Origin of the sequence: Winogradskyella marina, from assembly GCF_015645385.1 — a bacterium.
Classification (GTDB): Bacteria; Bacteroidota; Bacteroidia; order Flavobacteriales; family Flavobacteriaceae; genus Winogradskyella; species Winogradskyella marina.
In genome coordinates this window covers 196,796-222,344 of sequence record NZ_JADOET010000006.1, presented here as the reverse complement: position 1 = coordinate 222,344, position 25,549 = coordinate 196,796, and the positions used below count along the sequence as shown (strand labels likewise).

General features: G+C 32.0%; 27 protein-coding genes. 13 read left to right on the top strand and 14 right to left on the bottom strand.

The features are described 5' to 3' along the window. Window positions 1-300: 300 nt before the first annotated feature. Window positions 301-1,071: a hypothetical protein gene (locus ITJ86_RS09315; protein ID WP_195871364.1), complete on the bottom strand. Its 771-nt coding sequence runs from the start codon at window positions 1,069-1,071 to the stop codon at window positions 301-303. Between the two features lie 557 nt (window positions 1,072-1,628). Between ITJ86_RS09315 and ITJ86_RS09310 the strand changes: the two genes are divergently transcribed. From ITJ86_RS09310 to ITJ86_RS09300, 3 genes are all read left to right on the top strand, one after another. Continuing rightward, on the top strand, window positions 1,629-2,105 hold the full coding sequence (locus ITJ86_RS09310) for an Hsp20/alpha crystallin family protein (protein WP_195871363.1): 477 nt from the start codon (window positions 1,629-1,631) through the stop codon (window positions 2,103-2,105). Window positions 2,106-2,204: 99 nt separating this feature from the next. Beyond that, window positions 2,205-2,465, top strand: coding sequence for a hypothetical protein (locus tag ITJ86_RS09305; protein ID WP_195871362.1), 261 nt, complete (start codon window positions 2,205-2,207; stop codon window positions 2,463-2,465). 11 nt (window positions 2,466-2,476) lie between these two features. After that, window positions 2,477-2,965, top strand: coding sequence for a hypothetical protein (locus ITJ86_RS09300; RefSeq protein ID WP_195871361.1), 489 nt, complete (start codon window positions 2,477-2,479; stop codon window positions 2,963-2,965). A 188-nt stretch (window positions 2,966-3,153) separates the two neighbouring features. Here ITJ86_RS09300 and ITJ86_RS09295 read toward each other — a convergent pair whose 3' ends face one another. Continuing rightward, the gene (locus tag ITJ86_RS09295) at window positions 3,154-4,020 is read right to left on the bottom strand and encodes a LysR family transcriptional regulator (RefSeq protein ID WP_195871360.1); all 867 of its coding nucleotides are present in this window, start codon (window positions 4,018-4,020) and stop codon (window positions 3,154-3,156) included. Between the two features lie 108 nt (window positions 4,021-4,128). Here ITJ86_RS09295 and ITJ86_RS09290 point away from each other — a divergent pair, with 108 nt between their 5' ends. Continuing rightward, on the top strand, window positions 4,129-4,755 hold the full coding sequence (locus ITJ86_RS09290; protein WP_195871359.1) for a LysE family translocator: 627 nt from the start codon (window positions 4,129-4,131) through the stop codon (window positions 4,753-4,755). A gap of 521 nt (window positions 4,756-5,276) precedes the next feature. Here the strand turns inward: ITJ86_RS09290 and ITJ86_RS09285 are convergent. Together ITJ86_RS09285 and ITJ86_RS09280 are read right to left on the bottom strand one after the other, a co-directional pair. Continuing rightward, window positions 5,277-6,107, bottom strand: a complete 831-nt coding sequence (locus ITJ86_RS09285; RefSeq protein ID WP_195871358.1) for a DUF5694 domain-containing protein — start codon at window positions 6,105-6,107, stop codon at window positions 5,277-5,279. Between the two features lie 167 nt (window positions 6,108-6,274). Beyond that, a complete protein-coding gene (locus ITJ86_RS09280) occupies window positions 6,275-7,153 on the bottom strand; it encodes an AraC family transcriptional regulator (RefSeq protein WP_195871357.1) in 879 nt (292 codons plus the stop codon). Window positions 7,154-7,351: 198 nt separating this feature from the next. Here ITJ86_RS09280 and ITJ86_RS09275 point away from each other — a divergent pair, with 198 nt between their 5' ends. Then, entirely contained in the window at window positions 7,352-7,600 is a 249-nt protein-coding gene (locus ITJ86_RS09275) for a DUF983 domain-containing protein (protein ID WP_230080262.1), read from the top strand. Between the two features lie 208 nt (window positions 7,601-7,808). Here the strand turns inward: ITJ86_RS09275 and ITJ86_RS09270 are convergent, their stop codons facing one another. The 4 genes from ITJ86_RS09270 to ITJ86_RS09255 all read right to left on the bottom strand — a co-directional run bounded on the left by ITJ86_RS09270 (window position 7,809) and on the right by ITJ86_RS09255 (window position 11,169). Further along, window positions 7,809-8,183, bottom strand: a complete 375-nt coding sequence (locus ITJ86_RS09270; protein WP_195871355.1) for a nuclear transport factor 2 family protein — start codon at window positions 8,181-8,183, stop codon at window positions 7,809-7,811. A 161-nt stretch (window positions 8,184-8,344) separates the two neighbouring features. Then, the gene (locus ITJ86_RS09265) at window positions 8,345-8,779 is read right to left on the bottom strand and encodes a hypothetical protein (protein WP_195871354.1); all 435 of its coding nucleotides are present in this window, start codon (window positions 8,777-8,779) and stop codon (window positions 8,345-8,347) included. Next, a complete protein-coding gene (locus tag ITJ86_RS09260; protein ID WP_195871353.1) occupies window positions 8,776-10,461 on the bottom strand; it encodes a hypothetical protein in 1,686 nt (561 codons plus the stop codon). The genes ITJ86_RS09265 and ITJ86_RS09260 overlap by 4 nt, the downstream gene beginning before the upstream one ends. Window positions 10,462-10,614: 153 nt before the next feature. Next, entirely contained in the window at window positions 10,615-11,169 is a 555-nt protein-coding gene (locus tag ITJ86_RS09255) for a thioredoxin family protein (protein WP_195871352.1), read from the bottom strand. 76 nt (window positions 11,170-11,245) lie between these two features. On the opposite strand from ITJ86_RS09255, the gene ITJ86_RS09250 reads away from it, so the two are divergent. Then, window positions 11,246-11,581: a tRNA-binding protein gene (locus ITJ86_RS09250; RefSeq protein ID WP_195871351.1), complete on the top strand. Its 336-nt coding sequence runs from the start codon at window positions 11,246-11,248 to the stop codon at window positions 11,579-11,581. Between the two features lie 77 nt (window positions 11,582-11,658). Here ITJ86_RS09250 and ITJ86_RS09245 read toward each other — a convergent pair whose 3' ends face one another. From ITJ86_RS09245 to ITJ86_RS09235, 3 genes are all read right to left on the bottom strand, one after another. Continuing rightward, entirely contained in the window at window positions 11,659-14,166 is a 2,508-nt protein-coding gene (locus ITJ86_RS09245; RefSeq protein ID WP_195871350.1) for a M14 family zinc carboxypeptidase, read from the bottom strand. A gap of 89 nt (window positions 14,167-14,255) precedes the next feature. Next, window positions 14,256-14,645, bottom strand: a complete 390-nt coding sequence (locus ITJ86_RS09240; protein ID WP_195871349.1) for a PUR family DNA/RNA-binding protein — start codon at window positions 14,643-14,645, stop codon at window positions 14,256-14,258. A 66-nt stretch (window positions 14,646-14,711) separates the two neighbouring features. Then, complete coding sequence (locus ITJ86_RS09235) at window positions 14,712-16,466, bottom strand: ABC transporter ATP-binding protein (RefSeq protein WP_195871348.1); 1,755 nt, start codon at window positions 16,464-16,466, stop codon at window positions 14,712-14,714. 132 nt (window positions 16,467-16,598) lie between these two features. On the opposite strand from ITJ86_RS09235, the gene ITJ86_RS09230 reads away from it, so the two are divergent. From ITJ86_RS09230 to yajC, 4 genes are all read left to right on the top strand, one after another. Next, window positions 16,599-17,702, top strand: coding sequence for a Glu/Leu/Phe/Val family dehydrogenase (locus tag ITJ86_RS09230; RefSeq protein WP_195871347.1), 1,104 nt, complete (start codon window positions 16,599-16,601; stop codon window positions 17,700-17,702). A 109-nt stretch (window positions 17,703-17,811) separates the two neighbouring features. Next, window positions 17,812-18,756, top strand: a complete 945-nt coding sequence (gene nusB, locus ITJ86_RS09225) for a transcription antitermination factor NusB (protein WP_230080261.1) — start codon at window positions 17,812-17,814, stop codon at window positions 18,754-18,756. Between the two features lie 230 nt (window positions 18,757-18,986). Next, window positions 18,987-19,550: a DUF1573 domain-containing protein gene (locus ITJ86_RS09220; protein WP_195871346.1), complete on the top strand. Its 564-nt coding sequence runs from the start codon at window positions 18,987-18,989 to the stop codon at window positions 19,548-19,550. A 21-nt stretch (window positions 19,551-19,571) separates the two neighbouring features. Continuing rightward, window positions 19,572-19,862 (top strand): preprotein translocase subunit YajC, encoded by a 291-nt coding sequence (gene yajC / locus ITJ86_RS09215; RefSeq protein ID WP_195871345.1) that lies wholly within the window; start codon window positions 19,572-19,574, stop codon window positions 19,860-19,862. Between the two features lie 81 nt (window positions 19,863-19,943). Here yajC and ITJ86_RS09210 read toward each other — a convergent pair whose 3' ends face one another. From ITJ86_RS09210 to ITJ86_RS09200, 3 genes are all read right to left on the bottom strand, one after another. Then, window positions 19,944-20,312, bottom strand: a complete 369-nt coding sequence (locus tag ITJ86_RS09210; RefSeq protein ID WP_195871344.1) for a DUF2200 domain-containing protein — start codon at window positions 20,310-20,312, stop codon at window positions 19,944-19,946. A 112-nt stretch (window positions 20,313-20,424) separates the two neighbouring features. Further along, window positions 20,425-21,654 carry a peptidase T gene (pepT, locus tag ITJ86_RS09205; RefSeq protein WP_195871343.1) on the bottom strand — a complete coding sequence of 410 codons (1,230 nt, stop codon included), beginning with the start codon at window positions 21,652-21,654 and terminating at the stop codon, window positions 20,425-20,427. A 21-nt stretch (window positions 21,655-21,675) separates the two neighbouring features. Then, entirely contained in the window at window positions 21,676-22,506 is an 831-nt protein-coding gene (locus ITJ86_RS09200) for a universal stress protein (protein ID WP_195871342.1), read from the bottom strand. A gap of 136 nt (window positions 22,507-22,642) precedes the next feature. On the opposite strand from ITJ86_RS09200, the gene ITJ86_RS09195 reads away from it, so the two are divergent. The 3 genes from ITJ86_RS09195 (at window position 22,643) to ITJ86_RS09185 (ending at window position 25,362) form a co-directional block, all read left to right on the top strand. After that, a complete protein-coding gene (locus tag ITJ86_RS09195) occupies window positions 22,643-23,671 on the top strand; it encodes a quinone-dependent dihydroorotate dehydrogenase (RefSeq protein WP_195871341.1) in 1,029 nt (342 codons plus the stop codon). 304 nt (window positions 23,672-23,975) lie between these two features. Next, window positions 23,976-24,593, top strand: coding sequence for a LysE family translocator (locus ITJ86_RS09190; RefSeq protein ID WP_195871340.1), 618 nt, complete (start codon window positions 23,976-23,978; stop codon window positions 24,591-24,593). 4 nt (window positions 24,594-24,597) lie between these two features. Then, the gene (locus ITJ86_RS09185; protein WP_195871339.1) at window positions 24,598-25,362 is read left to right on the top strand and encodes a hypothetical protein; all 765 of its coding nucleotides are present in this window, start codon (window positions 24,598-24,600) and stop codon (window positions 25,360-25,362) included. Window positions 25,363-25,549 lie beyond the last annotated feature (187 nt).

Below are 25,549 nucleotides of genomic sequence, written 5' to 3'. Positions count from 1 at the left end.
TAGGTTTCGTTATCAACAGCCAAGTTAATGGCTTCTTGTTAAAAGTACTTACGGTAAACCGTAAAACTCAAAATCAAAAGCTCAAAAAACCAAATTCCAATATCCAATCTCCAAAACCCTGTAAAACGCAAAAACCACCAAGCTTTCGCTAAGTGGTTCTCAACTTTATATTTAGAAAAAATTAGCTCTTATCGTTGCAATTAATTTAGCACAGCCAAACCGAGTGCGAGCATGTTCTGAAAGACTATACCAGATTAGCTACTGCCTTGCGATACATTGTAAACGGTGTTGTAATTTTTTTTAATCTGCGTATTGATATATTGCAGAATAGGTACTTTGTTCTGAATCTTGAATCGATACAGCAGTTACAGTAGCTGATGTTGGATAATTTTCATTGTCATAAGAATAATTAATATTGATTGTATGCATTAATTCTCCTTCTTCATTTTTGTAAATAAGTTGAGATGGATTATTTACAGGGAAAAGTAATCTTGCTTGAACAATTTCGGGAATTTGAGGATTCATACTGAAGTTTAATTGAACACCATCTAATACTTCAATAATACCACCTGCTTCTAAAGTATAAAAATAGGGGTTGTGTGTGTTATCATATGAAATTTCTGCTGTATAGATTTTTGTAAAATATGAGTTTGTGTTGTAGTCATATTCTTCTTCATAAAACTCTATTTTTTTTGGGTTTCCATTATCATCATATTGAATAACTTCGCCAGTTTCAAATGCATCATAAGGTGATTCATATAAGTCTTCAATATTTAGATTGTCGTTTCCTGCACCAGTAATGTTAGATAGGTTGTCATTATTATCATAAACAAAAATGCTGGTTTCTATATCATTTGATATAGTATTTAATAATCCATCCGATGTATACGATATCGAAATATTTTTATTTTCTTGAGAATCTTGGGCTGAAATAATAGAAATAGATTCTATTAATTTTTCTTGAACATTTCCATTTGCATTATCAAATTCATCTGAAACAGAATCTTCACTACAACTCAATGTAAAAAAGGATAAACTTAAAAGAATGATTAATGATTTTTGATTTTTCATAATTATGTTGGTTTAAATTGTTTACTTCGTACTATATAACAATGTTTATTACTGGTATCCTGTAAATAAAATAGATTGTCCTAGGTTACATAGCTATCAGCCACGAAGTAAATTTTATTTATATATATCTATACGTAACGTTACGTATAGGTTTCGTTATCAACTGGCAAGTTAAAGGCTTCTTGTTAAAAGTACTTACGGTAAACCGTAATGCTCAAAAATTCAATAACGAAATTCCAAATTCCAAATTCCAATATTCAAACTCTAAAACATGTAAAACGCAAAAATCACTAAGCTTTCGCCAAGTGGTTTTCAACTTTATATTTAGAAAGTGTTATAAAAAAAGAGCTTTTATTTTTGTTTAAAATAGGTTCAAAATGTAGATATGTCATTTTATTGTGAATAAAACTGACAATTTTTCAGGGTTTTGGTAAGTTTATATATGATAATTGTTGTAAACAGCATTAAAATCGATTTTGGTATTTAATTTGTTTAAAGATTAGTGAAGTCGTAAAGATTTCAAATTTGAAATAATGTTTAATTTAAATTTTTTAATTATGAGCAATTTAGCAACTGTTCCTAAAAATGGAAGTTTAGCGAACAACAATTCAAATCACAACTTTCCAACTTTGTCAGATTGGTTAGATGACATCTTTAATAGAGACTTACCATCGGTATTTACTTCAAATTTTAATACAGGGATTACTTTGCCTAAAGTAAATATTAAAGAAACTGCCGATGCTTTTATGGTTGAAATGGCAGTGCCAGGTTTAAAGAAATCAGATTTCCAAATTGACCTTGATAATGAAGTATTATCTATTTCTGCGGAATCTAAGGAAGAAAGTGAACATAAGGACGGAAATTATACGCGTAGGGAGTTTGGTTATTCCTCGTTTAAAAGAACCTTTAATTTACCGGAAAGTGTAAACGATGAAAAAATTAAGGCAAATTATGATAATGGTATTTTAAATATTCTTTTACCAAAAAAAGAAGAGGCTAAACAAAAGCCTGCCAGAAGCATTAAGATTTCATAATTAGTTCAGAAAATTTTAGAATAAAGATTAAAAAGGGTGCTGATTTTTTTTTCAGCATCCTTATTAATAATAAGTTTAATTCTTTAAAATTATATTGTTATGCCAAGAAAGTTTAAATCTGGGGAATGGGTAACAGTTAAAGGACAACTTATCTCCCCAACAATGCAAGTTATCAAATATGTTCCAAAAAAAGATTCAATATTTGGTTTTGTTGATAATGACAGTTATTTGGAATGTGTATGGTATAAAAATGGTGAAAGAAATTTAAAAGTATTCCACCAAAACAGATTGATTAAAAAGATAGGCACTGGTCGTTTGTTCAAACCATTTAAAACAAACCCCAAATTAAGTTTAACATAACATCTAAAGTGATGAAAACGTATATTTTATTATTTTTCGTTAGCTTGTTTAGTGTTAGTTGTAGTTCACAAGGCAATGAAACTAAAAAAGTTGAAAAAGAAGATACTAAAACTGACATCGTTGATGCTCCTAAAGGGTCTTGGACAGTTGATAAAGAATTTGATGAAAACGGCAACTTAATTAGATATGACAGTATTTATTCTTGGTCTTCTAACGATAAGTACGATCATCTCTCATTGTCTGATAAAGATAGTTTGATAGCATCTTTTAAGTCGAGATTTTTTACAAATTATTCAGGATTTGAGAACCAAGGCTTTTCTGATGTTTTTTCTCAAGATTCACTTTTTAGTAAACAATTCTTTAATGATGATTTTTTTGGAAGTGATTTTGGTAATGACTTTATGGACATTGATAAGCTAAGGCAACAAATGATTGCAAGGCAGAAGCGGTTTTTAGAAAAGTATCAATCTAAATTTATTGCACCTGAAGACGAAAACTAAATAGTTTTCGTCTTTTTTTTGTCTTGAGAGTTTGGATTTTTATCGCGTTGCAAACAAGGTGGTTGTGTGTGGTTAGTTGTGTGTTTAAGCACTAAAGTTAGCAAATAAATTACAGATAGAGAGTCCGCTAAGTCCTTAGTAAGTAGGCTAGAACTAGCAATAAATTATATATGGTGTTAGCACCAATTTTATTTTTTCGCAACATTTTTCGCAAGTTCAATCACTTTTTTAATTGTGTTGTTCAGTTCCTTTTTTCGCCAGTTTATGTATAAATCTATTTTTTCTTCTAACTCTATAAACTCAACATTTTCTGCTTGAGCCGATTTAAACGACAATGGCAAAATAGAGATTCCAAGTCCTTTGGAAACGAGATTCATTATCATTCCTCCAAAATCCGATTCAATTATGGTTTTGGGTTCAATTCCATTTTTTGAAAACCACGACCTTAATAACGAAGCAAAAAAAGTGGTTTGGTGCAAACCCGAAATAATAAACTTTTCGTTCTCTAATCTAGTCAAATTCTTTTTGTTTAACCTATGGTTTTTAGGGACAACCAAACAAATTGGTTCAGAATAAAGTTTTTGAGAGTCGATATTTGCATTTTTAATTTTATCTCTGCTAAATGCTATGTCGGTTTGAAAGTTTAATAAAAGCTTTTCGTGATTTTCGTCTATCGGTTCAGTTAATTCTATTTTTAAATCAGGTAGATTATTGCTTAAAACCTCCAAGAATTTTGGTAAAAATTCATAAGCGATAGAACCCGGATACGTTATAGAAATAGTTCCCGTTTTTCCTTCGTCAATTTTTTTTGCCTGTCTTATTATTTGGTCAAACTCTTTAATTTCCTCTCTCCATTGTTCTTGAAGAAATTTACCCGCATTTGTAAGCTTGACATTTCTCTTGTCTCGTTCAAAAAGTTGTATTTGTAGTTCATCTTCCAAAGCTTGGATTTGTCTGCTTAATGAAGACTGTGATATAAAAACTTTCTCTGCCGTATTCCAGAAATGAAGTTCTTTGGCAAGAACTAAAAAATATTTTATTTGTTGAATTGTCATAATTAATGCTGTTTTTGCATTAGTTGGTCAAAAATATGTATTTTTTGAAGTATATTAAAACTGTTTCTTTGTTGAAAATATTTTATTAATTTTAAAAGATAGAACACAATGGGAATTGAAAATTTAATGACATTTATAGTGACGGCTTTGTTTTTTATTATGACGCCAGGAATTGACACAGTTTTCGTTTTAAATAAATCTATAGGTCAAGGAAGAAAGTCAGGTATTTATGCAACATTTGGCGTAAATACAGGTGTTTTGGTGCATACATTTTTTGCTGCATTAGGTTTGTCTGTTCTTATTGCAAAATCTACTATTGGATTTAGTTTAATCAAATTTCTCGGTGCAGGATATCTGCTTTATTTGGGTTTTTTAAAGTTGAAGAACAAAGAGGGATTTTTTCCAGCGGATAATAAAAAGTTTAGCAGAAATTCAAAAAATGATTTCTGGTCTGGATTTTTAACTAATACTTTAAATCCGAAAGTTGCATTATTCTTTCTGGCGTTTTTTCCTCAATTTATTAATGTAAATCAAATGGATAATCCTATTCCGTTTCTATTATTGGGAATAACTTATGCCTTAATTGGGATTGTATGGTTTTTGATTTTGACATTATTCGCTAGTGTTTTCAGTCAAAAGTTAAAAAGTAATCCTAAATCAGGACGTTGGTTAAATAAATTGAGTGGTTTGGTTTTTATAGTTATGGGAATAAAAATAGCATTAGCTAAAATTTAAGTTTTCGCCCGATTTCGTTATTCATCGGGCGTTTTTTTTTCAAATTGGTGCTAACTCGTTTTATCATAACTGTTATCACTCATATCCCGTAAATTAAACAGGTTATCTTAAAAGTTCATATCCTAAAGGCATACGCCATAAAGTTAATTTTATTTCTTTTAAAATCAATACGTAACGTTAGGTATAGGTTTCGTTATGAACTGCCAAGTTAAATGCTTCTCGTTAAAAGTACTTAGGGTATACTGTAATACTTAAAAACCAAAAACCAAAAACCAAAAAACCACTTTTATTATTGATACTTCGTTACATTTTTCCTTTTTTAATTTTTTTTGTCCTCTTTAGTTCTAGGAAATAATCGGATTCTGTTAAGAGGAATTACTACTAAGGTCTGTTAAAAGCATAAATATAAACACGAGCTACACTTGGATTACTATTTGATAACCATTTAAAAGTACTTTATTGAAAAATTAACGGGTTTTTACTTGCTCTTTTTTCGCAGTACTTGTTGTGCTTAGTACTTTTTAGTACTCAGTGTATGTATTGGGATTTTCTAATTGAAATTTTGGGTTATTTTCCAGAAAAATATCGAAATAGGCGGTGTGAGTTGCTCCTAAAAGGATAAAAACCCTGTCATTTTCGGTCATTTCTATGTCGTTAAAATTACTATACATTTTTAAATTCCGTTGGTAGAACTTAGTAATTTCATCAACTCCTTCTTGATTCCCTGTGGTATGCTGTGTCGCCAAAACATTGTATAGGTTAAATGTTTCCATTTTATAATCTCTGGTGTTAATTGTCTTAAATTGTTCTTTAAACTTCAAAGCGTTCACCTTTTGGTAATTATCCATAACTTTTGAAATATAAAGACTGTCTGCGACGTTCTTATTGGCTATCTCTATTAAACTAGGGTAATTAAACCCTGTTTGGCTGTCTATTCCATAAATTCGATTTGTACCACTCAACCGCGCCACTTCGAGTCCGATTGAATTTAATTCGTCCGAGTAATTTAACCTTTTCGTTTGGTCTTTTACATATTCTGAAAAGGTCGAAGCTATATAGTCATTGTTTTTAGGTTCTAGCTCAAGACAAATAATAGTTGGTTTAAATTCAACGATTTTTTCAACTAGTTTTTTTAAATCAGCTTTTTCATTAGGGTCATTCAAGTTGATTTGAGAAGAATTTGCGTCTGACGTTTGGCTTAAATGAGCCGTTCCAAAGTTTAAAACCTTAATTTTTCCGTTTACTTCTGTTTTAAGGTTTGGTTGGTTCTTACTGTTTTCGTTGTCATTTTTGATTTCGGTATTGCAACTAAATAAGATTAAAGTTGCTAGTCCAATTAGTAGTTTGTTCATTGGTTTAATTGAGATTTTGTATTATGCACAGCCGTTTTGTGTTTGGTTTGTGGCGTGTTTTTAAGCAACTAATTTAGTAAATAATTACCGACCAAGAAAGTCTGCGAGAACTTTGGTCAGTAGGCAAGAATCTGGCAATTAATTTTATAGGTTGTTGTGCATTGTATTTAGTTCTCCCTATATTTTTTTCTGAAATTCATAGGTGTTGATCCAGTTTTCATTTTAAAAAACTTGGAAAAGTATGAATACTCGGAAAATTCTAAATTGTAAGAAATAGATGTTAAACTTTCATTAGAATGCACAATTAATCTTTTTGCTTCTAGAACTATTCTTTCTGAGATCAATTCAGAAGTGGTTTTATTTATAGTTTCTTTAATAACTCGATTAAGGTGTTTTGTAGTTATGTTCAATCGATTTGCATAGAATTTTGGTAATTTCTCATTTTTAAAATTTTCATTTATTAGAATAACAAGCTTCTCAAGGATATTTAAATAACTTGGAGAAAACAGTTTTGTAAGTTCAGTTTTATGCGTGTAATTTCTCGAAAATTCTATATAGATCAAATTTATTAAACTAACAATCTTTAATTTTTTTGAAGCTTTTAATCCTAAATATTCAGTGTATATTTCATCAAAAAGTTGGCTTATACTATCGGTGTTTTTTGCAGATAACTTTAATAATGGGGGATTTTGAAAGGAATAATAAAACGGAAATTCATTAAGCTTATGCTCTAAAAATTGTAGCTCATAAAATTCTTGGGAATGAAAAAAAATAAAGCCTTCTGGTTGGGTATCAAAATTCCAAAAATGTGTTTGACCAGGACTTAAAAAGAATGCACTACCAGGTTCTATTTTATAAGAATTAAAATCAATCTCGTGTATTCCTGTACCTTTTGTAAATAAAACACATAAATAGAAATTATGTTTATGAGGTCTTGAAATCAATTTTTTATTTAGATCCAAATGGTTCGAAAATGAATTGACATAGAAATCACTTAAGGGTATTGTTTCTACAAATTGATTGATATTTAATATTGGAGTTTTCATAGCTTATGTCCTAATATTACAAAAATACGCGATAATATTATAAAGTCACATCTTGCTTAAACTAATAGTTTTGTCGTCATGAAATTTAGTAGTGTTATGGGTAAAATCTTTAGTATTTTAAAATGTAAATGTCCGAATTGTGATACGGGAGACATGTTTAATCATAAGGGGAATATATTTCTATTCAAAATACCAGAAATGAATAAACGCTGTGAGCAATGTGATTTTAAATTTGAAAAAGAAACGGGGTTCTTTTTTGGTGCTATGTTTGTGAGTTACGCACTGGGAGCGGCAGAAATGATTGCAAGTCTTGTTTTATTTTGGAACATAGTAGATTTATCTCCGCTTATGGTATTTTCAATTATTGTGGTAATTGCGGTTTTGTTGAGTACATTTAATTTTAGGCTTTCAAGATCTATTTGGACGCATATATTTTACAAGAATTAATATGGATTTGGTGTGAGGTATTAGGTATTAGGTGTGAGGGATTAGGAATTAGGTATTAGGTGTGAGGTATTAGGTATTAGGTGTGAGGTATTAGGTATTAGGTGTGAGGGATTAGGTATTAGGTATTAGGTATTAGTTATGAGTTATATACTTTGTTGTGAGTAGGCTTTTCTGTTCTGCTTTTTAGCTTTTTTCTTGTTTTTCTAATCTAATACATTTTGTTCCTGTTGGCAGATTCTTTAGGTATTTGCTGAATAGCGTCCCAATGCTCAACAATTTTTTCATTATTATCAAATCTAAAAAAATCCATTGTAACATATTCATCATTATCAGGCCAAACTTGATGCGTATGCAAAGCCACTAAGTCATTTTCCGAAATCACGCGTACAAATTCTATTGATTTATTTGGATATTCAGTTTGCATTCGCTCAAAATATTCTATAAAACCTTCGATTCCGTTTTCCACGTCAGGATTGTGTTGAATATATTCGGCTCCAACATATAATTCCGTTGCTTTTCTCGGATTTCCTTCGTACGCCATTTTATAAAATTCAACAGCATATTTTTTCAGATTTTCTTTCATTCTGATTGGTTTATTAACTTGCTTATGACGGTCTTGTATATGAAAAGTAGCAGGTAAGATTGTTGTTAATTTTCAGATTATAATAAATATAGCAGAAAAGAACGAAACCTTTTGTTTAGCTCTTAACTGCTATTTTTTATATACATTGTTGTAGGCAGTATTTAATCATCTATCATAATAATTTCATCAATCCAAGTAACTTCATATTTGATTATTTTATCTTTCGATATTTTTTCGATGAGATAGACTTTATCAAAAACATGATGTTTAAATTCATTAGATGAATTATACTTATTAAGTAGATATTCAGAATTAACAATTTTTAGATTGTCCAATATTTTTATAGAAGAAGTATCTTTGAAACTTTTAGTTTTATGTGCTGTAAAAATTTCATTACAGATTTTAAAATATATGTATTTTCCTTGAAATTCTTTTCTGAATTTTTTTAGGTTTAGGGAATTACCTGAACCATCTTCAATGATACATTTTTCTTTACTTTGTCTATTAAACAATAGATAAACAGTTTCTTTTTCCTCTGTCTGTGAAAAAGAACAAATGGTTGAAAATATTAAAAATAGGGTTACTATATTTTTCATTCTGAACAATTTTCGTTTAAATTATCTTCTATATAAGTGGAAATAACACCTTCGATTCTTTCCTTCTCGTCTTCAGGTAAACTTGTCCAAGTATAAATAGCATTGTCTCCATTTTCATATATTAGTCCTTCCCATGATAAATCCATATATAATTGAGCTGGTTGTTGATTATCTGGCACAGCTAAACCTGTATCATACTCTTGCAATATTCTTGCCAAAGCTTCTCTATAATGAGTTGCCATTTGTTGATGTTGCCAATTCTTGTGACGCATAAAATAATCATACATGCCAGGAAAATTACCATCTAAGGCATCTAGTACATCTTGCCTAGTAACACCTGTTATATTACCACCATTATCCAATACAGATAATAACTTTCTAAACATTTCTGCATGTATGACTTCATGTGCTATGGTTTTCACTACCAGTAAATTCGGTCTTTTGGTTACGCCACTACTAGTATCATTATTATTTAATCTAACCGTGATAACAAAATCAGGTGAATTTGGTGTTGTTGGATTGCTATTAGGCGCAATGGTTCTGCCTTTTGATGCTCCAATATCTCCCATGTCAAATTTCAAATGAGCTACAGGAAACTCAGGTTCAAACTTTTTGATTGCATTTTTAAAACCAGTACTTGAAGACTTTAATTTGTTGTAAACACAAAGAGCTTTACCCTCTAAACCATTTATTATCTTCTCTTCAAAATCTACTTCGCCATCATCTATCATAACATTTACGGCTTCTTTTGCAAATTCAGAATTCTCTGCACTACAACCATAAGTATTAATAAAATTAGCTATATCAGTACGTTGTACATCATCCAATAGCTGCGCTCTAGTGTAGGCAAGGCTTCCATAACCAAAACATTCCCAAAGTATGCCATCTACATTCAAAGGTTCTAAATCAATGCTACCATCATCAGAGAGACCAGTTCCTTTTGGTTTTGTTGCTACACCGTCACAGCCTGTACAGCCACCTGTTCCATCATCAACTGAGCCATCGCCATCATCGCCACCAATACTTCCACCATTTCCATCATCTGTACAAACCTTTACCCAAGTGTTTACGTATTCAATGGTCGTATATTGTGGGTCCCAACAGCCATCAATCTCACAAGCGTGTTCGACTTCTATTATTGCCATTTCAAATCTGCAAGTAGTTCTAGCGTACATATTGACTTGGCTGTTGTCAATTTCCTGCATTGAGGAATTTTCCATTGAAGTATTGATTTCTATGCCATTGTTTAAGTCGTCCAATTCTTGTTGGGTCAGGTTGTAAGTTGTGAGATAAGCCTTGTAGCTTCCGTCATCCTGAAGTGATAAGACAATATTTTCAAGTGAAGCAGAGCCATTTGTGTTAGTGACTGTAAAAGTATAGGTGTGTTTGCCATTACCGTACTCTATATAGATGGCGTGATTGGTGTTTATATCATAGGTTGTTTCTGCTGAGTTATTTTTGTTGGCAACATTAGTTTGGTTTCCAATTGGATTTTTCAAAGTTGATATTTTGTCGACAAGTTTACTATTGGTCTGGAATTGAGAAAAAGCTACTTCCTTGATTGAGAAATTCTGGTTTGATTCTTGTTGGATTGATTCGTCTTTCTGACAGCCAAGAAAGAAGAGTGAGACGCAGATAATCAGCATTCCGATTACAGATGATTGATTTAGTTTTTTCTTCATAATTTCCGTTGTTTAAATTTAACGATTAATTTTCAAAGTGGTGGGCGAATATTGCCTACAACGTCTATTATCAACCTAAATATAAACATTATCCCCAATTTTTAATGGGATAAGATAAGTTCTTGAGGTATCATATTTAGCTACTATAGCAGCCTAAATCCATTTAATATTACAACCCATACTTGGTTTTTGGTTTGGATTTACAGGTTCTTTATTAATTAGAGCGTTCATAGCCTCTCTGATATCTTTCCCTGTTACAGGTATGTCGTTTCCTGGTCTAGAATCATCTAACTGACCTGTATACACTAATTTTAAATCGGTGTCAAACAAGAAGAAATCTGGTGTGCAAGCTGCATCGTAAGCTTTGGCTACATCTTGAGTTTGGTCGTACAAATACGGAAATATATAATCGTTTTCTATAGCATTTTTTGCCATAAATTCTGGACCATCTTGTGGATAGTTTTCAGCATCGTTACTAGATATTGCAATACAATTAATGCCTTTAGAAATATAGTCTTTAGCTAATTGCGATAATTCTGAACTCACATGAATTACAAAAGGGCAGTGGTTACATATAAACATCACTAATGTACCTGTTGTTCCTTTGAGTTCGCTGAGTGATTTTTGAGTCTGATCTACGGTATCTATGAGATTAAATTGAGGTGCTGTAGTGCCAAGAGGTAACATATTTGATTCTGTTTGCGCCATATTTTATATATCTTTACGGTTAAAATGTGATTCTTACGTTAGTGAGTCATAGATACTGAATCAAATTCAGCATAAAATGGAAAAGATAATAACATTTGAAGACTTTACAAAGGTAGATTTACGAATTGGAACTATTACAGCAGTAAATGATTTTCCAAATGCACACCGACCTGCTTATCAATTAGTCATAGATTTTGGTGACTTGGGAATAAAAAAGTCGTCAGCACAAATTACAACGCAATATAAAAAAGAGGAATTAGTGAACCGACAGATTGTAGCTGTGGTTAACTTCCCTAAAAAACAGATAGCCAATTTTATGAGTGCATGTTTAGTGGTAGGTGCAGTAAAAGCAAATGATGTGTTTTTACTGCACCCTGAGACTAAGGTTAAAAATGGTTCTCAGGTCTCTTAAAGTATAAAAGCTTTAAGGTTGCCAAGTTACAGAGCTCTAAGGTTTTAATTTTATTACTAACAACCAACAACTGTAACCTACATTTCTTCTCTAAAGAAAATAGCATTCATTAATAACTTATTGGTACCATACCAAAACGCTCTAAAATTGGTGTTGTCGGTAAATCCAATAATGTTTCCTCTACCAACTTTCCCGATTTTAAATGGGACAGTTTTACTAATGCTGTCTAAGTTTCTATCTGAAATGTACCCACTCAATAATGGGTTTTTAGTGTATTGAATTGGGTTGTTATAACTGTTTTTATCTTCGTTTATAAATAATGTTGAATTTCTAAAAAGTGCTAATTTATCATTCTTATAACCAAAATTAATAGGATGCGAACGGTCTAAGTCGGCTTCAAAAATAGCACCTCCAATGCCTTGTGCTCCTCTAAAATCTCTTCGCTCTTCGAAGCTTACATTTTTGGCTATAAGTTTACTTTTCTTAAAATCAATTTCCATTATTTTTTTGGAATTCAACCATTTTAAAGCATTTTTATAAGCAACCAATGTTCCACCATCTGCAAGCCATGATTTTAATTTTTTGGTATTACTCTCATTTAATCCACCGTATGAATTCACCATTATAATAGTATTGTAACGACTTAAATCTGCTCTTCTAAAGCTTTTTGTATCTAGTTTGGTTGCCACAATATCGTAACGTGTGTCAAATAAATGCCAAATTTCACCAGCATCGTAGGAGGTCATTCCGTCACCAACTAATAGTGCAACTTTTGGTAATTCTAGATTGCTGAAATTACGACTACCTAAATCCATACCTTCGTTTAATCCCGTTGAAACGGATGTGATTGTGATATGGCTTTCTTGAGCTAACTTATTAAGGAAGGTATACATCTCAGACGTATTTAAATCCTGGTTTTTTGCAGGAATCATAATCGTACCATAATCGTAAGAGGTGCCATTTGCTTTAAAACGTTTCATAGCAACTTTTGCTCTTATGCCTTTCTTTAAAATAGCGTTCAATAATTTTGGTGAATAGTACTCGTGCCATTCAAATAAATAAGCGTATTCACTTTGAGATGTTACTCCACCTTTATGTTGTGTTAAATTAGTGACCTCATTTCCGGCATTAGCTGTTGTCGTTTCTGTATAATCTAAATTGAAAGCTAATGGGAACGTCCAAGCCGAAATGTCATAAAATAAACTGTCTTGAAATGTTGTTCGTTTCTCGAACATAGCATCTATTAATCGTGTGTTCTTTTGATTTTTTGGTACCACATAACTATAGCCTTTTTTATACGTTTTTCCGTCTTTAGAAAAATCAGATTTTAAGTCGTGAAAGGTAATTTGATGACGTTTCAATATTTCGGCTAAATGATAGGTTTTAGCAGCATCTTTTTCATCACCGAATACAATGGCATTTTTTCCTTGTTTAGAGGCTTCTTTTCGTGCATTTTTAAAGAAATTATGTTGGTACTCTAAAATGTCTTTTCGCATCGCATTTGCAGCTTCGAGCGTAGAAAAAGCCGCAGTGTATTGATTTTTTATGGTAAACGGAAAAGTTAATAATCCATTTTCACTTTCTTGAACATGGCCTCGAGAACTCGCTTGTTCAAATAAAATACCAATACCACCATTAATATCTGGGAAGGTAGATCCTTTTCCGTAGTAGAAGTCATCAAAACTTTCTTCAGAATAATACAACGAACCAATTTTATCTAATGCTTTGGCGTGATAGGTTGCAATACCTTTAGTTAAATCTTGATTTAATTGCGGTGTTAAAGGATGTGTACGTGATGGAATTCCTGGTTGAAAAAAGAAACTCGCATTGGTTCCCATTTCATGATGATCTGTTAAGATATTTGGTAACCATTTGTGGTACGTTTCTATACGTGCTCTAGATTCTGGTAATTGCACAGGCAGCCAATCTCTATTCATATCAAACCAATAGTGGTTGGTACGTGCACCAGGCCAAACCTCACTATATTCTCTATCGTTAGGATCTGGATTTAGATTGATGTTTTTATTTGTATTTGCCCAATAGGCGAAGCGTTGTAAGCCATCTGGATTTAATGCAGGATCGAACAAAATCACTGTGTTTTTTAATAGATCTTTAATTTCAGCACCTTCTGCAGCCGCTAAATAATAAGCAGCTAAAAGAGCTGCATTAGAGCCACTTGGCTCATTACCGTGGATAGAGAACCCTTGGTAAACTACAATTGGACGGTTTTCTACATTTACAGAATTTGATTCGGTCGCCTTAATATGAGCAGCTTGAATGGCATCTAAATCGCTATGATTTTCAGGAGATGTAATAGTTAATAAAAGCAGTGGTCTGCCTTCAAAAGTTTGACCTCTATCTTCTAAAGTAATTCTATCTGAAGCATTTGCTAAGGCTTTCATGTATTCCACTAACTTATCGTGTGTAATATGCCATTCACCAACGTTGTGTCCAATAACACTGCTAGGTGTTGGTATGCTTGGATTTAGCTGTGCATTTTGTGGCAAATAATACGATAATTCTGTTTGTGACTGTGAGTAAAGCGTTGTGGTTGCTAGAATAAGCAATAGAAGGATACGTTGCATAGAATTAAGTTAGTTGGTTAAAATTTAAAAATAAAAAAACCCTGACAATAAATTGCCAAGGTTTGATATAATTTAACAGAAATTAAGTTTTAAATATCGTCGAAACTGATATCTGTAAAACTATCTGCTTTTTTAGTGTCTTCAGGTGTTTTTGCTTCTTGAGTTACAAAATCAGCTTCACGTTTAAAGTCTTTTTGGTGACGTTCGCTAATAACTTCCTGACCTTTTTCGTTTATAATATAATCGGTCATTTCTACTAAAATTTCTCTAAACTCAGAAAAATCTTCTTTATAAAGGTAAATTTTATGTTTTTTATAATGAAAGGAACCATCGTCATTAGTGAATTTTTTACTTTCTGTAATCGTTAAATAATAATCACCAGCTTTAGTTGCTCTTACGTCAAAGAAATAGGTTCTTCTCCCTGCACGTAATACTTTGGAATATATTTCTTCCTTATCCCTCGTTTCATAATCACTCATAACTCAATTTGTGTTTTTAAATTTCAATCCAAAAATCTAAAAAAAAACTTACCTAAGCAACAAAAACTACATTTCTTTTTCAGAGCGTTGTTTGTTGTATAATTCGTTGTAGTAACTGTCTGTGTTTATTAGACTTTCGTGATTTCCAGACTCTACAATTTTTCCATCATCTAAAACAATAATATGATCTGCGTTTTTTGCTGAAGACACACGATGACTCACAATTATAGTGGTTTTATCTTTGGTAAGCTTAACGAGGTTTTTAAGTATTTTTTCTTCAGTTTCTGTATCTACAGCAGATAAACAGTCGTCAAACAATAAAATATCTGGTTTCTTAATTATGGCTCTGGCAATAGATACACGTTGTTTCTGACCACCAGATAAGGTAATACCACGTTCGCCTAAAACCGTGTCGTAGCCTTTACTAAATCCAATAATATTTTTATGAACCTTAGCATTTTGTGCTGCTTCTATGACGTCGTCATCTGTGGCATCTTCTTTTCCAAATTTTATATTGTTTTTAATACTATCTGAAAATAAGAACGCATCCTGTGGCACATAACCAACACTCTCTCTAAGACTATAAAGGTTTAGCTTAGAAATCTCAGTATTATCAATTAAAATGGAACCGTTATCAATATCATATAAACGACCAATTAAATCTAAAACGGTCGATTTTCCCGATCCTGTTTTTCCGAGAATAACTAAGGTTTCTCCTGATTTTAATGTAAAACTTACATCTTTTAAAGCTTCAATATTGGTGTCAGGATAGACAAAGGATACGTTTTTAAATTCTATATCTCCTTTAATAGGTGTTAATTCGGTAGCTGTATTTTTTATGTCTGGTTCCGTGTTTAAAAACTCATTTATTCGCTCCTGTGATGCTTCGGCTTGTTGTATTAATGACGTTACCCAACCTACAGTAGCCACTGGCCATGTTAACATGTTGACGTAAATAATAAACTCTGCAATGGTTCCTATATTTTCAATTTCACCATTCATATATTGCATACCACCAACGTAGATGACAATAAGATTACTGACTCCAATTAATAAAATCATCATCGGAAAAAATAAAGCCTGTACTTTAGTTAGGTTAATTTGCTTTTGACGGTTTTCTGCAGACAGTTTTTCGAATTCTACATTCGTTCTTGGTTCAATACCATAAGATTTTATCACAGAAATTCCACTAAAGGTTTCTTGTGAATACGTAGAAAGCGTTGAAAGCGATTGTTGTACAATAGTACTTCGTTTGTTAATTAAACGACTCAATTTATATATAGCAACCGATAAAAACGGCAAAGGGAGTAAGGTGTATAATGTTAATGATGGAGATCTGTCTATCATATATATTATAGCCACGGCAAATAATGTAATGGTATTAATGGTGTACATTATGGCAGGACCAACGTACATTCTTACTTTACCGACATCTTCACTAATACGGTTCATTAAATCACCAGTTCTGTTAGATTTGTAAAACTTTAAAGACAGAACTTGGTAATGGTGATAAATTTCATTTTTAAGGTCAAATTCAATATATCGCGATACATTAATAATGGTTTGACGCATTAAAAATGTAAAGATTCCTGCAACAACAGCTGCACCAATAAGGTAGAGGATGTTAATTGTTAATTCACTTTTAAAAATTTCTTGAGAGATATTTCCATCTATTCGGTCTGAAACAACGTTTATAGATGCACCAACCAAACGCGGTGTAAAGAGTGCGAAAATCTTAGAAATAATGGTAATGACGATACCAATTATTATACGATATCTATATTTGTAAAAATATTTATTGAGATGTTTTAGTGCCTTCATTTTGTATTTAGTAGGTCAAAATTATTACGACAATCGTATTTAATAGTTAATATTTTGCTAAACCTTTAATTATAATTTACTTTTGCACGTTGTTTTAAGAATATCCTTAAACACCTTAAAAATTTATTGAACATGACTTCAGAAATTATATCATCGAAAGAATTAAAAAAAATGGATCCAGTTTTTGGACAGTATTCTTTTGACGATCATGAGCAAATCGTTTTTTGCAACGACAAAGATACTGGTTTAAAAGCTATAATTGGTATACATAACACAGTTTTAGGACCAGCTTTAGGTGGCACAAGAATGTGGAATTATGCTAACGAGTGGGAAGCCCTTAACGATGTGTTACGTTTATCGCGTGGCATGACATTTAAATCTGCCGTAACTGGTTTAAACCTTGGTGGAGGTAAAGCGGTTATTATAGGAGATGCCAAAACACAAAAAACACCAGAATTAATGAAACGATTTGGTGAGTTTGTACATTCATTAAGTGGAAAATATATTACAGCTGAAGATGTTGGTATGACTACTGAAGATATGGATACTGTAAGAGAAGTAACTCCTTATGTTACCGGAATATCAGAAAGTAAAGGCGGAGCAGGTAATCCGTCTCCAATTACAGCTTATGGTGTTTTTATGGGAATGAAAGCTGCAGCTAAGTTTCAGTTTGGTTCCGATGTTTTAGAAGATAAAAATGTGTTTGTTCAAGGCATAGGAAATGTTGGTGAAGCCCTTGTAGAACATTTAGTTAATGAAGGGGCTAATGTTACTATTTCAGATATTAGTCAAGATCGCCTAGAAGAAGTTCGTTCTAAATATGGTGCTACAGTTTATGGTGGAGATGATATTTATAGTGAAGACATGGACATTTACGCGCCATGTGCATTAGGTGCAACTATAAACGATGATACAATTTATAAGTTGAAGGCAAAGATCGTTGCCGGAGCTGCGAATAATCAATTAGCCGATGAGAAAAGTCATGGTTTAATTTTACAAGAACGCGGTATTGTTTACGCACCAGATTTTTTAATTAATGCAGGTGGTATAATCAATGTGTATGCGGAGTTAGAAAACTACGACAGACAAGAAATAATGCGTAAAACTGAAAATATTTACAATACCACTTTAGAAATTTTAGATAATGCGAAGGTGAATAATCTTACAACGCACAATGCCGCTTTAAATGTTGCTAGAGAACGTATTGAAACGCGTAAAAGAGAAAACTTAAAATAGTCTCAATTATTTTCGGTTATAAAAATTAAATAATAGTATTTTTGCAAGGTGAATCTTTAATAGGTTCACCTTTTTTAATAATCAAATACTAAAAGTTAAGTTCTTAAACATGCTAAACAGAAGACACATCAGAATTAAAGCCATGCAGTCTATGTATGCTTTTAAAGGTACCGAAAGTGATGATCTAATAAAGGAACAAAAGTTTTTGTTACACAGTTTAGATAGCATGTATGATTTATATTTATCACTTTTAGCTTTACTCACCGAACTGCACAAAAAGAGTAAGGATTACAACGATAAACTGCAAAACAAAATTGTAAGATCTGATGCGGATAAAAATCCGGATTTAAAATTTCAAGAAAACCAGCTTTTACATCTTATTAGTAGTAATAAAATGCTGCAAGATGCTATTGCAAATAAGAAGTTGAATTATTGGGATTTAGATTTTGAATATGTTGATATCATTTTTAAAGCCATTTTAAAAAGTGATATTTATGCCAAATATACAGAAGATGCTGAGTCTAGTTTTAAAAAGGATAAAACCTTTATAATCGATGTGTTTACTGAGATTATTGCACCAAATGATAAGCTTTACGATTTCTTTGAAGATAAAAAATTAACTTGGGTAGATGATTTGCCAGTAGTAAATACGGCCTTGTTAAAAATACTACGAAAGTTAAAATTAACGTCTCCAGAAAGCACCTTGTTACCCGATTTGTATAAGGATGAGGACGACAAAGAATTTGCTATAGAACTGTTTAAAAAGACCTTTTTAAATAGCTCAAAGTTTGCTGAAGAAATCAGTAAAAAAACGACTAATTGGGACTCTGAGCGCTTAGCCAGTTTAGACGGTGTATTATTGAAAATGGCACTATGCGAATTTCAAAAATTTCCATCAATTCCTCATAAAGTGACTATTAACGAATATCTCGAAATTGCCAAAGAATACTCTACACCAAAAAGTAGCTTATTTATTAATGGGATACTAGATAAAATCGTAAAAGAATACCAGTCTGAAAATATTCACTTAAAATCCGGAAGAGGATTAATGTAGTTGTTTGCATTTTTATAGAATAAAGAACGCTCTAATACCTGTTGTAAATAGGTGAATTGGCTTGGTATATGTTGAAATTTTGCGGTTTTTTTAGATAATTGATTCAGCTATCGTTCTTTTGAAAGTTGTTTCTTACAAAATTCTGTTAAGAAAGACGTAAAAATTTTAATTCGAAGAAATAATTATTAACTTCGCAAATCGAAACGAACTTTAACAAAAAAAATAAAGTAATGAAAAAAGTAATTTTAGGACTTAGTGCATTATGTATGGTAGCTTTTACGTCTTGTAAAGATAATGCTGCGAGTAAAATTAAATCTGAAAATATAGCAGCAGCAGCAGATAGAGATGCTAATGCTGGTGATTTTGCAGTTTTAAGTTTAGATAAAACAGATCACGATTTTGGTACAATTGCAAATGGAACACCAGTAGAAACTGTATTTAACTATACAAACACAGGAAATTCTATGTTAGTAGTTAGCGATATTAAAAGTACTTGTGGGTGTACAGTTCCAACAAACTATACAAAAGAAGTTCAACCAGGTGAAACAGGTCAGTTTACAGTAAAGTTTAATGGTAAAGGTAACGGTAAAACGACTAAGTCTTTAACTATGGTAACAAATACTGAAAAAGGACAAATACCAGTAAAAATTACGGCTTTTATTGAAAAAGATCCTAATGCACCTGCAAAAGCAGCTGGAACTGCAAAGATTAATCCTTTAGCTACAGACAATGGAGCTGCTGCGCCAAGAAAATATTCTACGCAACCAGGTCACGAAGGACATAACCACGATTAATTAATTACTGATACTTACTAAATGGAATCATTAACATCGTTTTTACCGTTTATAGCCATTTTTGCTGTGATGTATTTCTTTATGATTGCACCACAAATGAAACGTTCTAAACAGGAAAAAAAGTTTGCCAGCGAGTTAACACGTGGTACTCGTGTCATCACTAAAAGTGGTATGCACGGAAAAGTAGTAGAAATAAATGATAAAGATAACAGTTGTGTTATTGAAACATTAGCAGGCAAAATTAAATTTGATCGTTCTGCAATTTCTATGGAAATGAGTAATAAATTAAATGCACCAGCTGTTGTAAAATAAGTAGGTTCATATTATAAATTAAAAAAGACTGTTCATTGATTTGAGCAGTCTTTTTTTGTTTAATTTTAATTCATCTCCAATTTAATCACCACGCAAAATCTTTTCCATCTTACGACCTCTAGCTAGTTCATCTACTAACTTGTCTAAATACCTCGCTTCTCGTGTTAATTGAGTTTCAATATCTTCAATTCTATAACCACAAATAACCCCTTTAATTAAGTGAGCTTTTGGATTCAAATTTGCTTTTTCAAAGAAGGTTTTAAAAGAGGCTTTTTCATCGATAAGTTCTTGTAGTTTTGCGTCATCAAAACCAGTTAACCATTCAATCACTTGGTGTAATTCTGCTTTGGTTCTACCTTTCTTTTCAACTTTTGTAATATAGTGTGGATAGACAGATGCAAAGGTTAGTTGCGCAACACGTGCATCATGTTCTGGTGTTGTTGTACTCATAGCTTTTAATTTAATTAGTAAAATTTGAATCCTTAATTTAATCAAAAAAAAATAAGCAGTAAACTATAATATCTAATTTACTGCTTATTAATACTACTAATTGTAATTATGGCTATTTCTCTTTAGCTGTTAACTCTGCAATTTTACAAATGACGTCTACTGCTTTTTGCATACTTTCCACTGGTACGTACTCATAACGACCATGGAAATTATGACCACCTGCAAATATATTCGGACAAGGTAACCCCATATAAGAGAGTTGTGATCCATCAGTCCCTCCACGTATCGCTTTAATTAACGGAGTCACACCAACAGCTTTCATAGCTTCTTCTGCAATATCTACAATATGCATTACAGGTTCAACTTTTTCTTTCATGTTGAAATACTGATCTTTTATTTCAATCTGGAAGATTTCACTTTCGTATTTGGTGTTTAAGTCGAAAACAATTTTTTCTAATAGTGCTTTTCGAGCTTCAAACTTATCCATGTCGTGATCTCTAATAATGTATTGAAGTGTGGTTTCTTCAACATCACCTTCTATATCATGCAAATGGAAAAACCCTTCGTATCCTTCGGTACATTCAGGTGTTTCTAATCGTGGTAATGCATTTATAAATTCCGATGCATAATACATAGAGTTTATCATTTTTCCTTTTGCGTATCCAGGATGTACAATTTTTCCTTTTACTTTAATTTTTGCGCCTGCAGCATTAAAATTCTCATATTCTAATTCTCCAACTTGGCTACCATCCATGGTGTAAGCCCAATCTGCACCAAATTTTTCAACATCAAATTTATGTGCTCCTCTTCCGATTTCTTCATCTGGAGTAAACCCAATTCTTATTTTTCCATGTTTAATTTCAGGGTGATTAATAAGGTATTCCATTGCGGTTACAATTTCGGTGATACCTGCTTTATCATCGGCTCCCAAAAGTGTTGTACCATCAGTAGTTATAATCGTCTGACCTTTATAAAGTAATAAGTCTTCAAAATAATCTGGAGACAAAACGATATTCTCTTCAGCATTTAGGACGATGTCTTTTCCATCATAATCGTTTATAATTTGAGGTTTTACATTCGCACCTGTAAAATCTGGAGACGTATCAAAATGCGACACAAATCCTATAACTGGTACGTTGTGCTCTACATTACTTGGCAAGGTTGCCATAATGTACGCGTTCTCATCTATAGTAACATCACTTAACCCAATTGCTTTTAGTTCTTCAACTAATTTATTAGCCAAATCCCATTGTTTTTCGGTGCTTGGTGTAGTATTAGATTCAGGATCTGATTCCGTATCAATTGTGATATAACTAATAAAACGATTTATAATTTGTTGCATAAAATTGAAGGTTTTTAAATGTTAGAGTTTAAATGTTATTACTGGAAGAAATGAATGATTAACCACATCTTCAGAAATACTGCCAGAAAAGTAATGGTTTAATCCTTTTCTACCATGCGTCACCATAGATAAAGCATCTACTTTTTCTCTAACGGCATAATTTAAAAGACCATCTTCTACAGTATGATCTGAAATGCGATCAATATTAACATCTGACTCTTTTAGTTTCGCAAGACTTAAGAATTCTGAAATTCGTTCATCTAATTCATCTGTACTTAAAAAGTTTAAATTAGGGCAGTTAATATGTAATAACGTTGTTTTTTTACCTAATTCTGCTAATAAGACAATAGCTTTTTTAATGGCTGATACACTTTTGTCCGAAAAATCAGTTGCTAATACAATGTGTTCAAATGTAGTAGATTCTGGTTTAGATTTCATTACTAAAACAGGAGTATTGCTATAACGAACGACTTTCTCTGTGTTAGAACCAGTAAACACACCATCGTGGTCGCTGTGTCCTCTAGAACCCATAACAATTAAGTCGGCACCTATATTCTCTGCAACTTCCGCAACTTCTTTTAGGACTTTATGGTATTTAACCATTGGAGTAACTTCAACACCTTCAAGATAGGGTTGGTCTAAAAATGTTTCGAATTCTTTATTAGCCGACATTAGCATAAAAGCATTTTCCTCACCTCTTTCAGAGCTAGATGACGAAAAAATAGACTCAGACATTTCTAACATATGCATTACAATTAACTCTGCGTTTTGTTGTTTTGCTATTGCAGCTGCAGCTTCTAAGGCATATTCTGAATGTTTCGAAAAATCGACGGGAACAATAATTTTTTTCATGATAAAATAAGTTTTATAGTGTATTTCAAAGTTAATGAAATTAGAAGGCTTTAAATATGATATTCGACAGTTTATGATAAAATTAATCTAAAATTTAGGGAATAGATGCTTATTTTTGCATCGTAAAATTGTTTTCATGTACAAAGTATTAATCAGACCCATTTTATTTAATTTCGATCCAGAGAAAGTTCATTATTTTACCTTTTCATTAATCCGAAATATATCTAAAATACCTGGAATTAAAACGCTTTTTAAATCTTTGTATGTCGTTGAAGATAAACGCTTAGAGCGAAATTTATTTGGTCTTACATTTAAGAATCCAGTAGGTTTAGCAGCAGGTTTCGATAAAAATGCCGTGTTGTATAATGAATTGGCAAACTTCGGGTTTGGTTTTATTGAAATAGGAACTGTAACACCAAAAGCACAAGAAGGCAATCCTAAAAAACGCTTATTCAGATTAAAAGACGATAGCGGAATTATTAACCGTATGGGTTTTAATAACGAAGGGTTAGACGCTGCCATTTTGCAACTAAAGAAAAATAAAGGACAGCTTATTATCGGAGGAAATATTGGTAAAAACACCCAAACACTTCCTGAAGATTATACTAAAGATTATTTGGAATGTTTTAATGCATTACATCCTTATGTCGATTATTTTGTGCTTAATGTGAGTTGTCCAAATGTAGGAAGCCATGCCAAACTAAACGATAAGGATTATTTGTTGGAGCTGATTTCTAGTGTTCAAAAAGCAAACGCAACGTTTGAAAAACAAAAACCAATTTTATTAAAAATAGCACCAGACCTAAACGATATACAATTAGATGAAATCATAGAACTCATTGCTGAAACAAAACTCGATGGAGTGATTGCCAGCAACACGTCTGTTGACAGAACCGGTTTAAAAACTAGTGATGCTAGATTAACTGAAATTGGAAATGGAGGTTTAAGTGGACAACCAATAAAAGAAAAATCAACGAAAGTCATTCAATATTTAGCAGAGAAAAGTAATAAAGCTTTTCCAATTATTGGAGTAGGAGGTGTGCATTCTGCAGAAGATGCTTTAGAAAAAATAGACGCAGGAGCTGACTTGGTTCAAATCTATACAGGTTTTATTTATGAAGGACCAAGTTTGATAAAACGAATTAATAAGGCTTTGTTGAAATAGTATTTGTACGGTGTATTAAAAGTATTTACGTCCTTTAAAATTCATTTTGAATGTGATAAGCTCAAACTGACATTGAAAAAAGTACATTTTCATATAACCACAGCGTGGCTAAATATTCATAATTGTATAACAGAATGATTTCAATAGAGCACTGGCAGTGCGACACATCAATCCAATTATGCTTTTGTAAATTTGAGCAGATATGTCACTCCTCTGGAGTTCACTAACGCCATACATTATTTGTTATTATTAATGTAAAACTCCTCTGGAGTTTTAATAATTAGAAACAAGATTTTTATATCGTTTGAATTACGACATCCTAATATCATTCGCACTAGCAACATCTGCTTTGGCAATTTCGCCAGGACCAGATAATATCTATGTTTTGGTTCAGAGTATAGCAAATGGTAAGTCTTACGGAATGGCAACGGTATGTGGCTTAATAACAGGCTGTATTGTGCATACGACCTTGTTAGCTTTTGGTGTTTCTGCTGTAATTAAAGCGAATGAAAATTTATTCTTTGGTATTAAACTTTTAGGAGCTTGTTACCTGTTGTTTCTTGCTTATAACGTTTTTAAATCTGATGCCACAATTACTTTAAACTCAGAAAATGTACCGCAGAAAAATCTAAAACAACTCTTTGTACAAGGGTTTTTTATGAATGTGCTTAACCCAAAAGTCACTATTTTCTTTCTAGCTTTTTTTCCAGGGTTTTTGTTTAGTGATTCTATGAGTACTGTGATTCAGTTTTATGTTTTAGGTAGTATTTTTATGTTGGTGTCGTTTATTATTTTTTCTACCATTGCGTTGTTAGCAGGACAAATTAAAACCTATACCTTAAACCATAAAAACTCAGGTTTGGTTTTAAAATGGCTTCAAATTGTGGTATTTATTGCTATTGCGATTTTTATTTTAATTTAGAGACATGATTAGATTTATCTATCTTCCAAAATTTTCAATAGTTATTATTTTCTCATTTATTCTAGTTACCGTTATTGGTACAATTTCCCACGAGTTTGGACATATTGTAGTTGCAAAATATTTTGGTTACGACACAACGTTGGATTATGGAAGTATGAATTATTATCCGAGAGGTTACCTTGAAGACAGCGATTTAAAAAAAATAAATAGCCTAGTTGAAAAATATAACTATAATAATTATGAGGCTTGGCCAAATGAAATAAAATTAACAGTTGAAGAATTAAGTGAATCCTTGGATAAAAAGTACCCATCAATTAGTTTAAATCATACGTTTTGGATTATTATGGGTGGTCCAGCTCAAACGTTGCTTACAAGTTGTTTGGGATTGTTTATCTTGTTTATGAGAAGAAAGAAATGGAGTTATGGATTTAAGAGTGTAGATTGGATAGCCGTTTTTATGGCATTATTTGCTTTACGTGAAGTGTTTAATTTCGTTACAGCTTCTTATAGTTCAATATTTAATTCTAAATCACATTTTCACGCAGATGAATTCAGGATTTCAACGTATTTGGGATTTAATGAATGGGTAATTCCAATTTTAACATTGATTTTAGGATTGTTAATGTCCTGCTATGTCATTTTTAAAATCCTACCGATTAAATATCGTTTTACATTTATCCTTTCAGGATTGGTAGGAGGAATAACAGGTTATGCTCTTTGGTTTGGTGTTTTGGTAGCCGCTCTTTTCAATTCAACTGGTTGTTTTTAATCTTGTAACTAATCAGTTCATGCTTGAGGTTATATTTTAGATATAATAATAAAAGCATAACGTACATTCATTCCATTTTTTTGATTTTTATTACACGAATAATCTGAAAAAAACTCGGTCTGCCGACAGGCAGGCGTGTAATCTGTGTTAAAATAAGCATCATTATCACCAATCTTTTTATCGCAAT

Excerpts from the sequence above, each read along its gene's own strand:
- ITJ86_RS09315 (WP_195871364.1), bottom strand. The coding sequence starts at position 1,071 with ATGAAAAATCAAAAATCATTAATCATTCTTTTAAGTTTATCCTTTTTT.
- ITJ86_RS09310 (WP_195871363.1), top strand. The coding sequence starts at position 1,629 with ATGAGCAATTTAGCAACTGTTCCTAAAAATGGAAGTTTAGCGAACAAC.
- ITJ86_RS09305 (WP_195871362.1), top strand. The coding sequence starts at position 2,205 with ATGCCAAGAAAGTTTAAATCTGGGGAATGGGTAACAGTTAAAGGACAA.
- ITJ86_RS09300 (WP_195871361.1), top strand. The coding sequence starts at position 2,477 with ATGAAAACGTATATTTTATTATTTTTCGTTAGCTTGTTTAGTGTTAGT.
- ITJ86_RS09295 (WP_195871360.1), bottom strand. The coding sequence starts at position 4,020 with ATGACAATTCAACAAATAAAATATTTTTTAGTTCTTGCCAAAGAACTT.
- ITJ86_RS09290 (WP_195871359.1), top strand. The coding sequence starts at position 4,129 with ATGGGAATTGAAAATTTAATGACATTTATAGTGACGGCTTTGTTTTTT.
- ITJ86_RS09285 (WP_195871358.1), bottom strand. The coding sequence starts at position 6,107 with ATGAACAAACTACTAATTGGACTAGCAACTTTAATCTTATTTAGTTGC.
- ITJ86_RS09280 (WP_195871357.1), bottom strand. The coding sequence starts at position 7,153 with ATGAAAACTCCAATATTAAATATCAATCAATTTGTAGAAACAATACCC.
- ITJ86_RS09275 (WP_230080262.1), top strand. The coding sequence starts at position 7,352 with ATGAATAAACGCTGTGAGCAATGTGATTTTAAATTTGAAAAAGAAACG.
- ITJ86_RS09270 (WP_195871355.1), bottom strand. The coding sequence starts at position 8,183 with ATGAAAGAAAATCTGAAAAAATATGCTGTTGAATTTTATAAAATGGCG.
- ITJ86_RS09265 (WP_195871354.1), bottom strand. The coding sequence starts at position 8,779 with ATGAAAAATATAGTAACCCTATTTTTAATATTTTCAACCATTTGTTCT.
- ITJ86_RS09260 (WP_195871353.1), bottom strand. The coding sequence starts at position 10,461 with ATGAAGAAAAAACTAAATCAATCATCTGTAATCGGAATGCTGATTATC.
- ITJ86_RS09255 (WP_195871352.1), bottom strand. The coding sequence starts at position 11,169 with ATGGCGCAAACAGAATCAAATATGTTACCTCTTGGCACTACAGCACCT.
- ITJ86_RS09250 (WP_195871351.1), top strand. The coding sequence starts at position 11,246 with ATGGAAAAGATAATAACATTTGAAGACTTTACAAAGGTAGATTTACGA.
- ITJ86_RS09245 (WP_195871350.1), bottom strand. The coding sequence starts at position 14,166 with ATGCAACGTATCCTTCTATTGCTTATTCTAGCAACCACAACGCTTTAC.
- ITJ86_RS09240 (WP_195871349.1), bottom strand. The coding sequence starts at position 14,645 with ATGAGTGATTATGAAACGAGGGATAAGGAAGAAATATATTCCAAAGTA.
- ITJ86_RS09235 (WP_195871348.1), bottom strand. The coding sequence starts at position 16,466 with ATGAAGGCACTAAAACATCTCAATAAATATTTTTACAAATATAGATAT.
- ITJ86_RS09230 (WP_195871347.1), top strand. The coding sequence starts at position 16,599 with ATGACTTCAGAAATTATATCATCGAAAGAATTAAAAAAAATGGATCCA.
- nusB (WP_230080261.1), top strand. The coding sequence starts at position 17,812 with ATGCTAAACAGAAGACACATCAGAATTAAAGCCATGCAGTCTATGTAT.
- ITJ86_RS09220 (WP_195871346.1), top strand. The coding sequence starts at position 18,987 with ATGAAAAAAGTAATTTTAGGACTTAGTGCATTATGTATGGTAGCTTTT.
- yajC (WP_195871345.1), top strand. The coding sequence starts at position 19,572 with ATGGAATCATTAACATCGTTTTTACCGTTTATAGCCATTTTTGCTGTG.
- ITJ86_RS09210 (WP_195871344.1), bottom strand. The coding sequence starts at position 20,312 with ATGAGTACAACAACACCAGAACATGATGCACGTGTTGCGCAACTAACC.
- pepT (WP_195871343.1), bottom strand. The coding sequence starts at position 21,654 with ATGCAACAAATTATAAATCGTTTTATTAGTTATATCACAATTGATACG.
- ITJ86_RS09200 (WP_195871342.1), bottom strand. The coding sequence starts at position 22,506 with ATGAAAAAAATTATTGTTCCCGTCGATTTTTCGAAACATTCAGAATAT.
- ITJ86_RS09195 (WP_195871341.1), top strand. The coding sequence starts at position 22,643 with ATGTACAAAGTATTAATCAGACCCATTTTATTTAATTTCGATCCAGAG.
- ITJ86_RS09185 (WP_195871339.1), top strand. The coding sequence starts at position 24,598 with ATGATTAGATTTATCTATCTTCCAAAATTTTCAATAGTTATTATTTTC.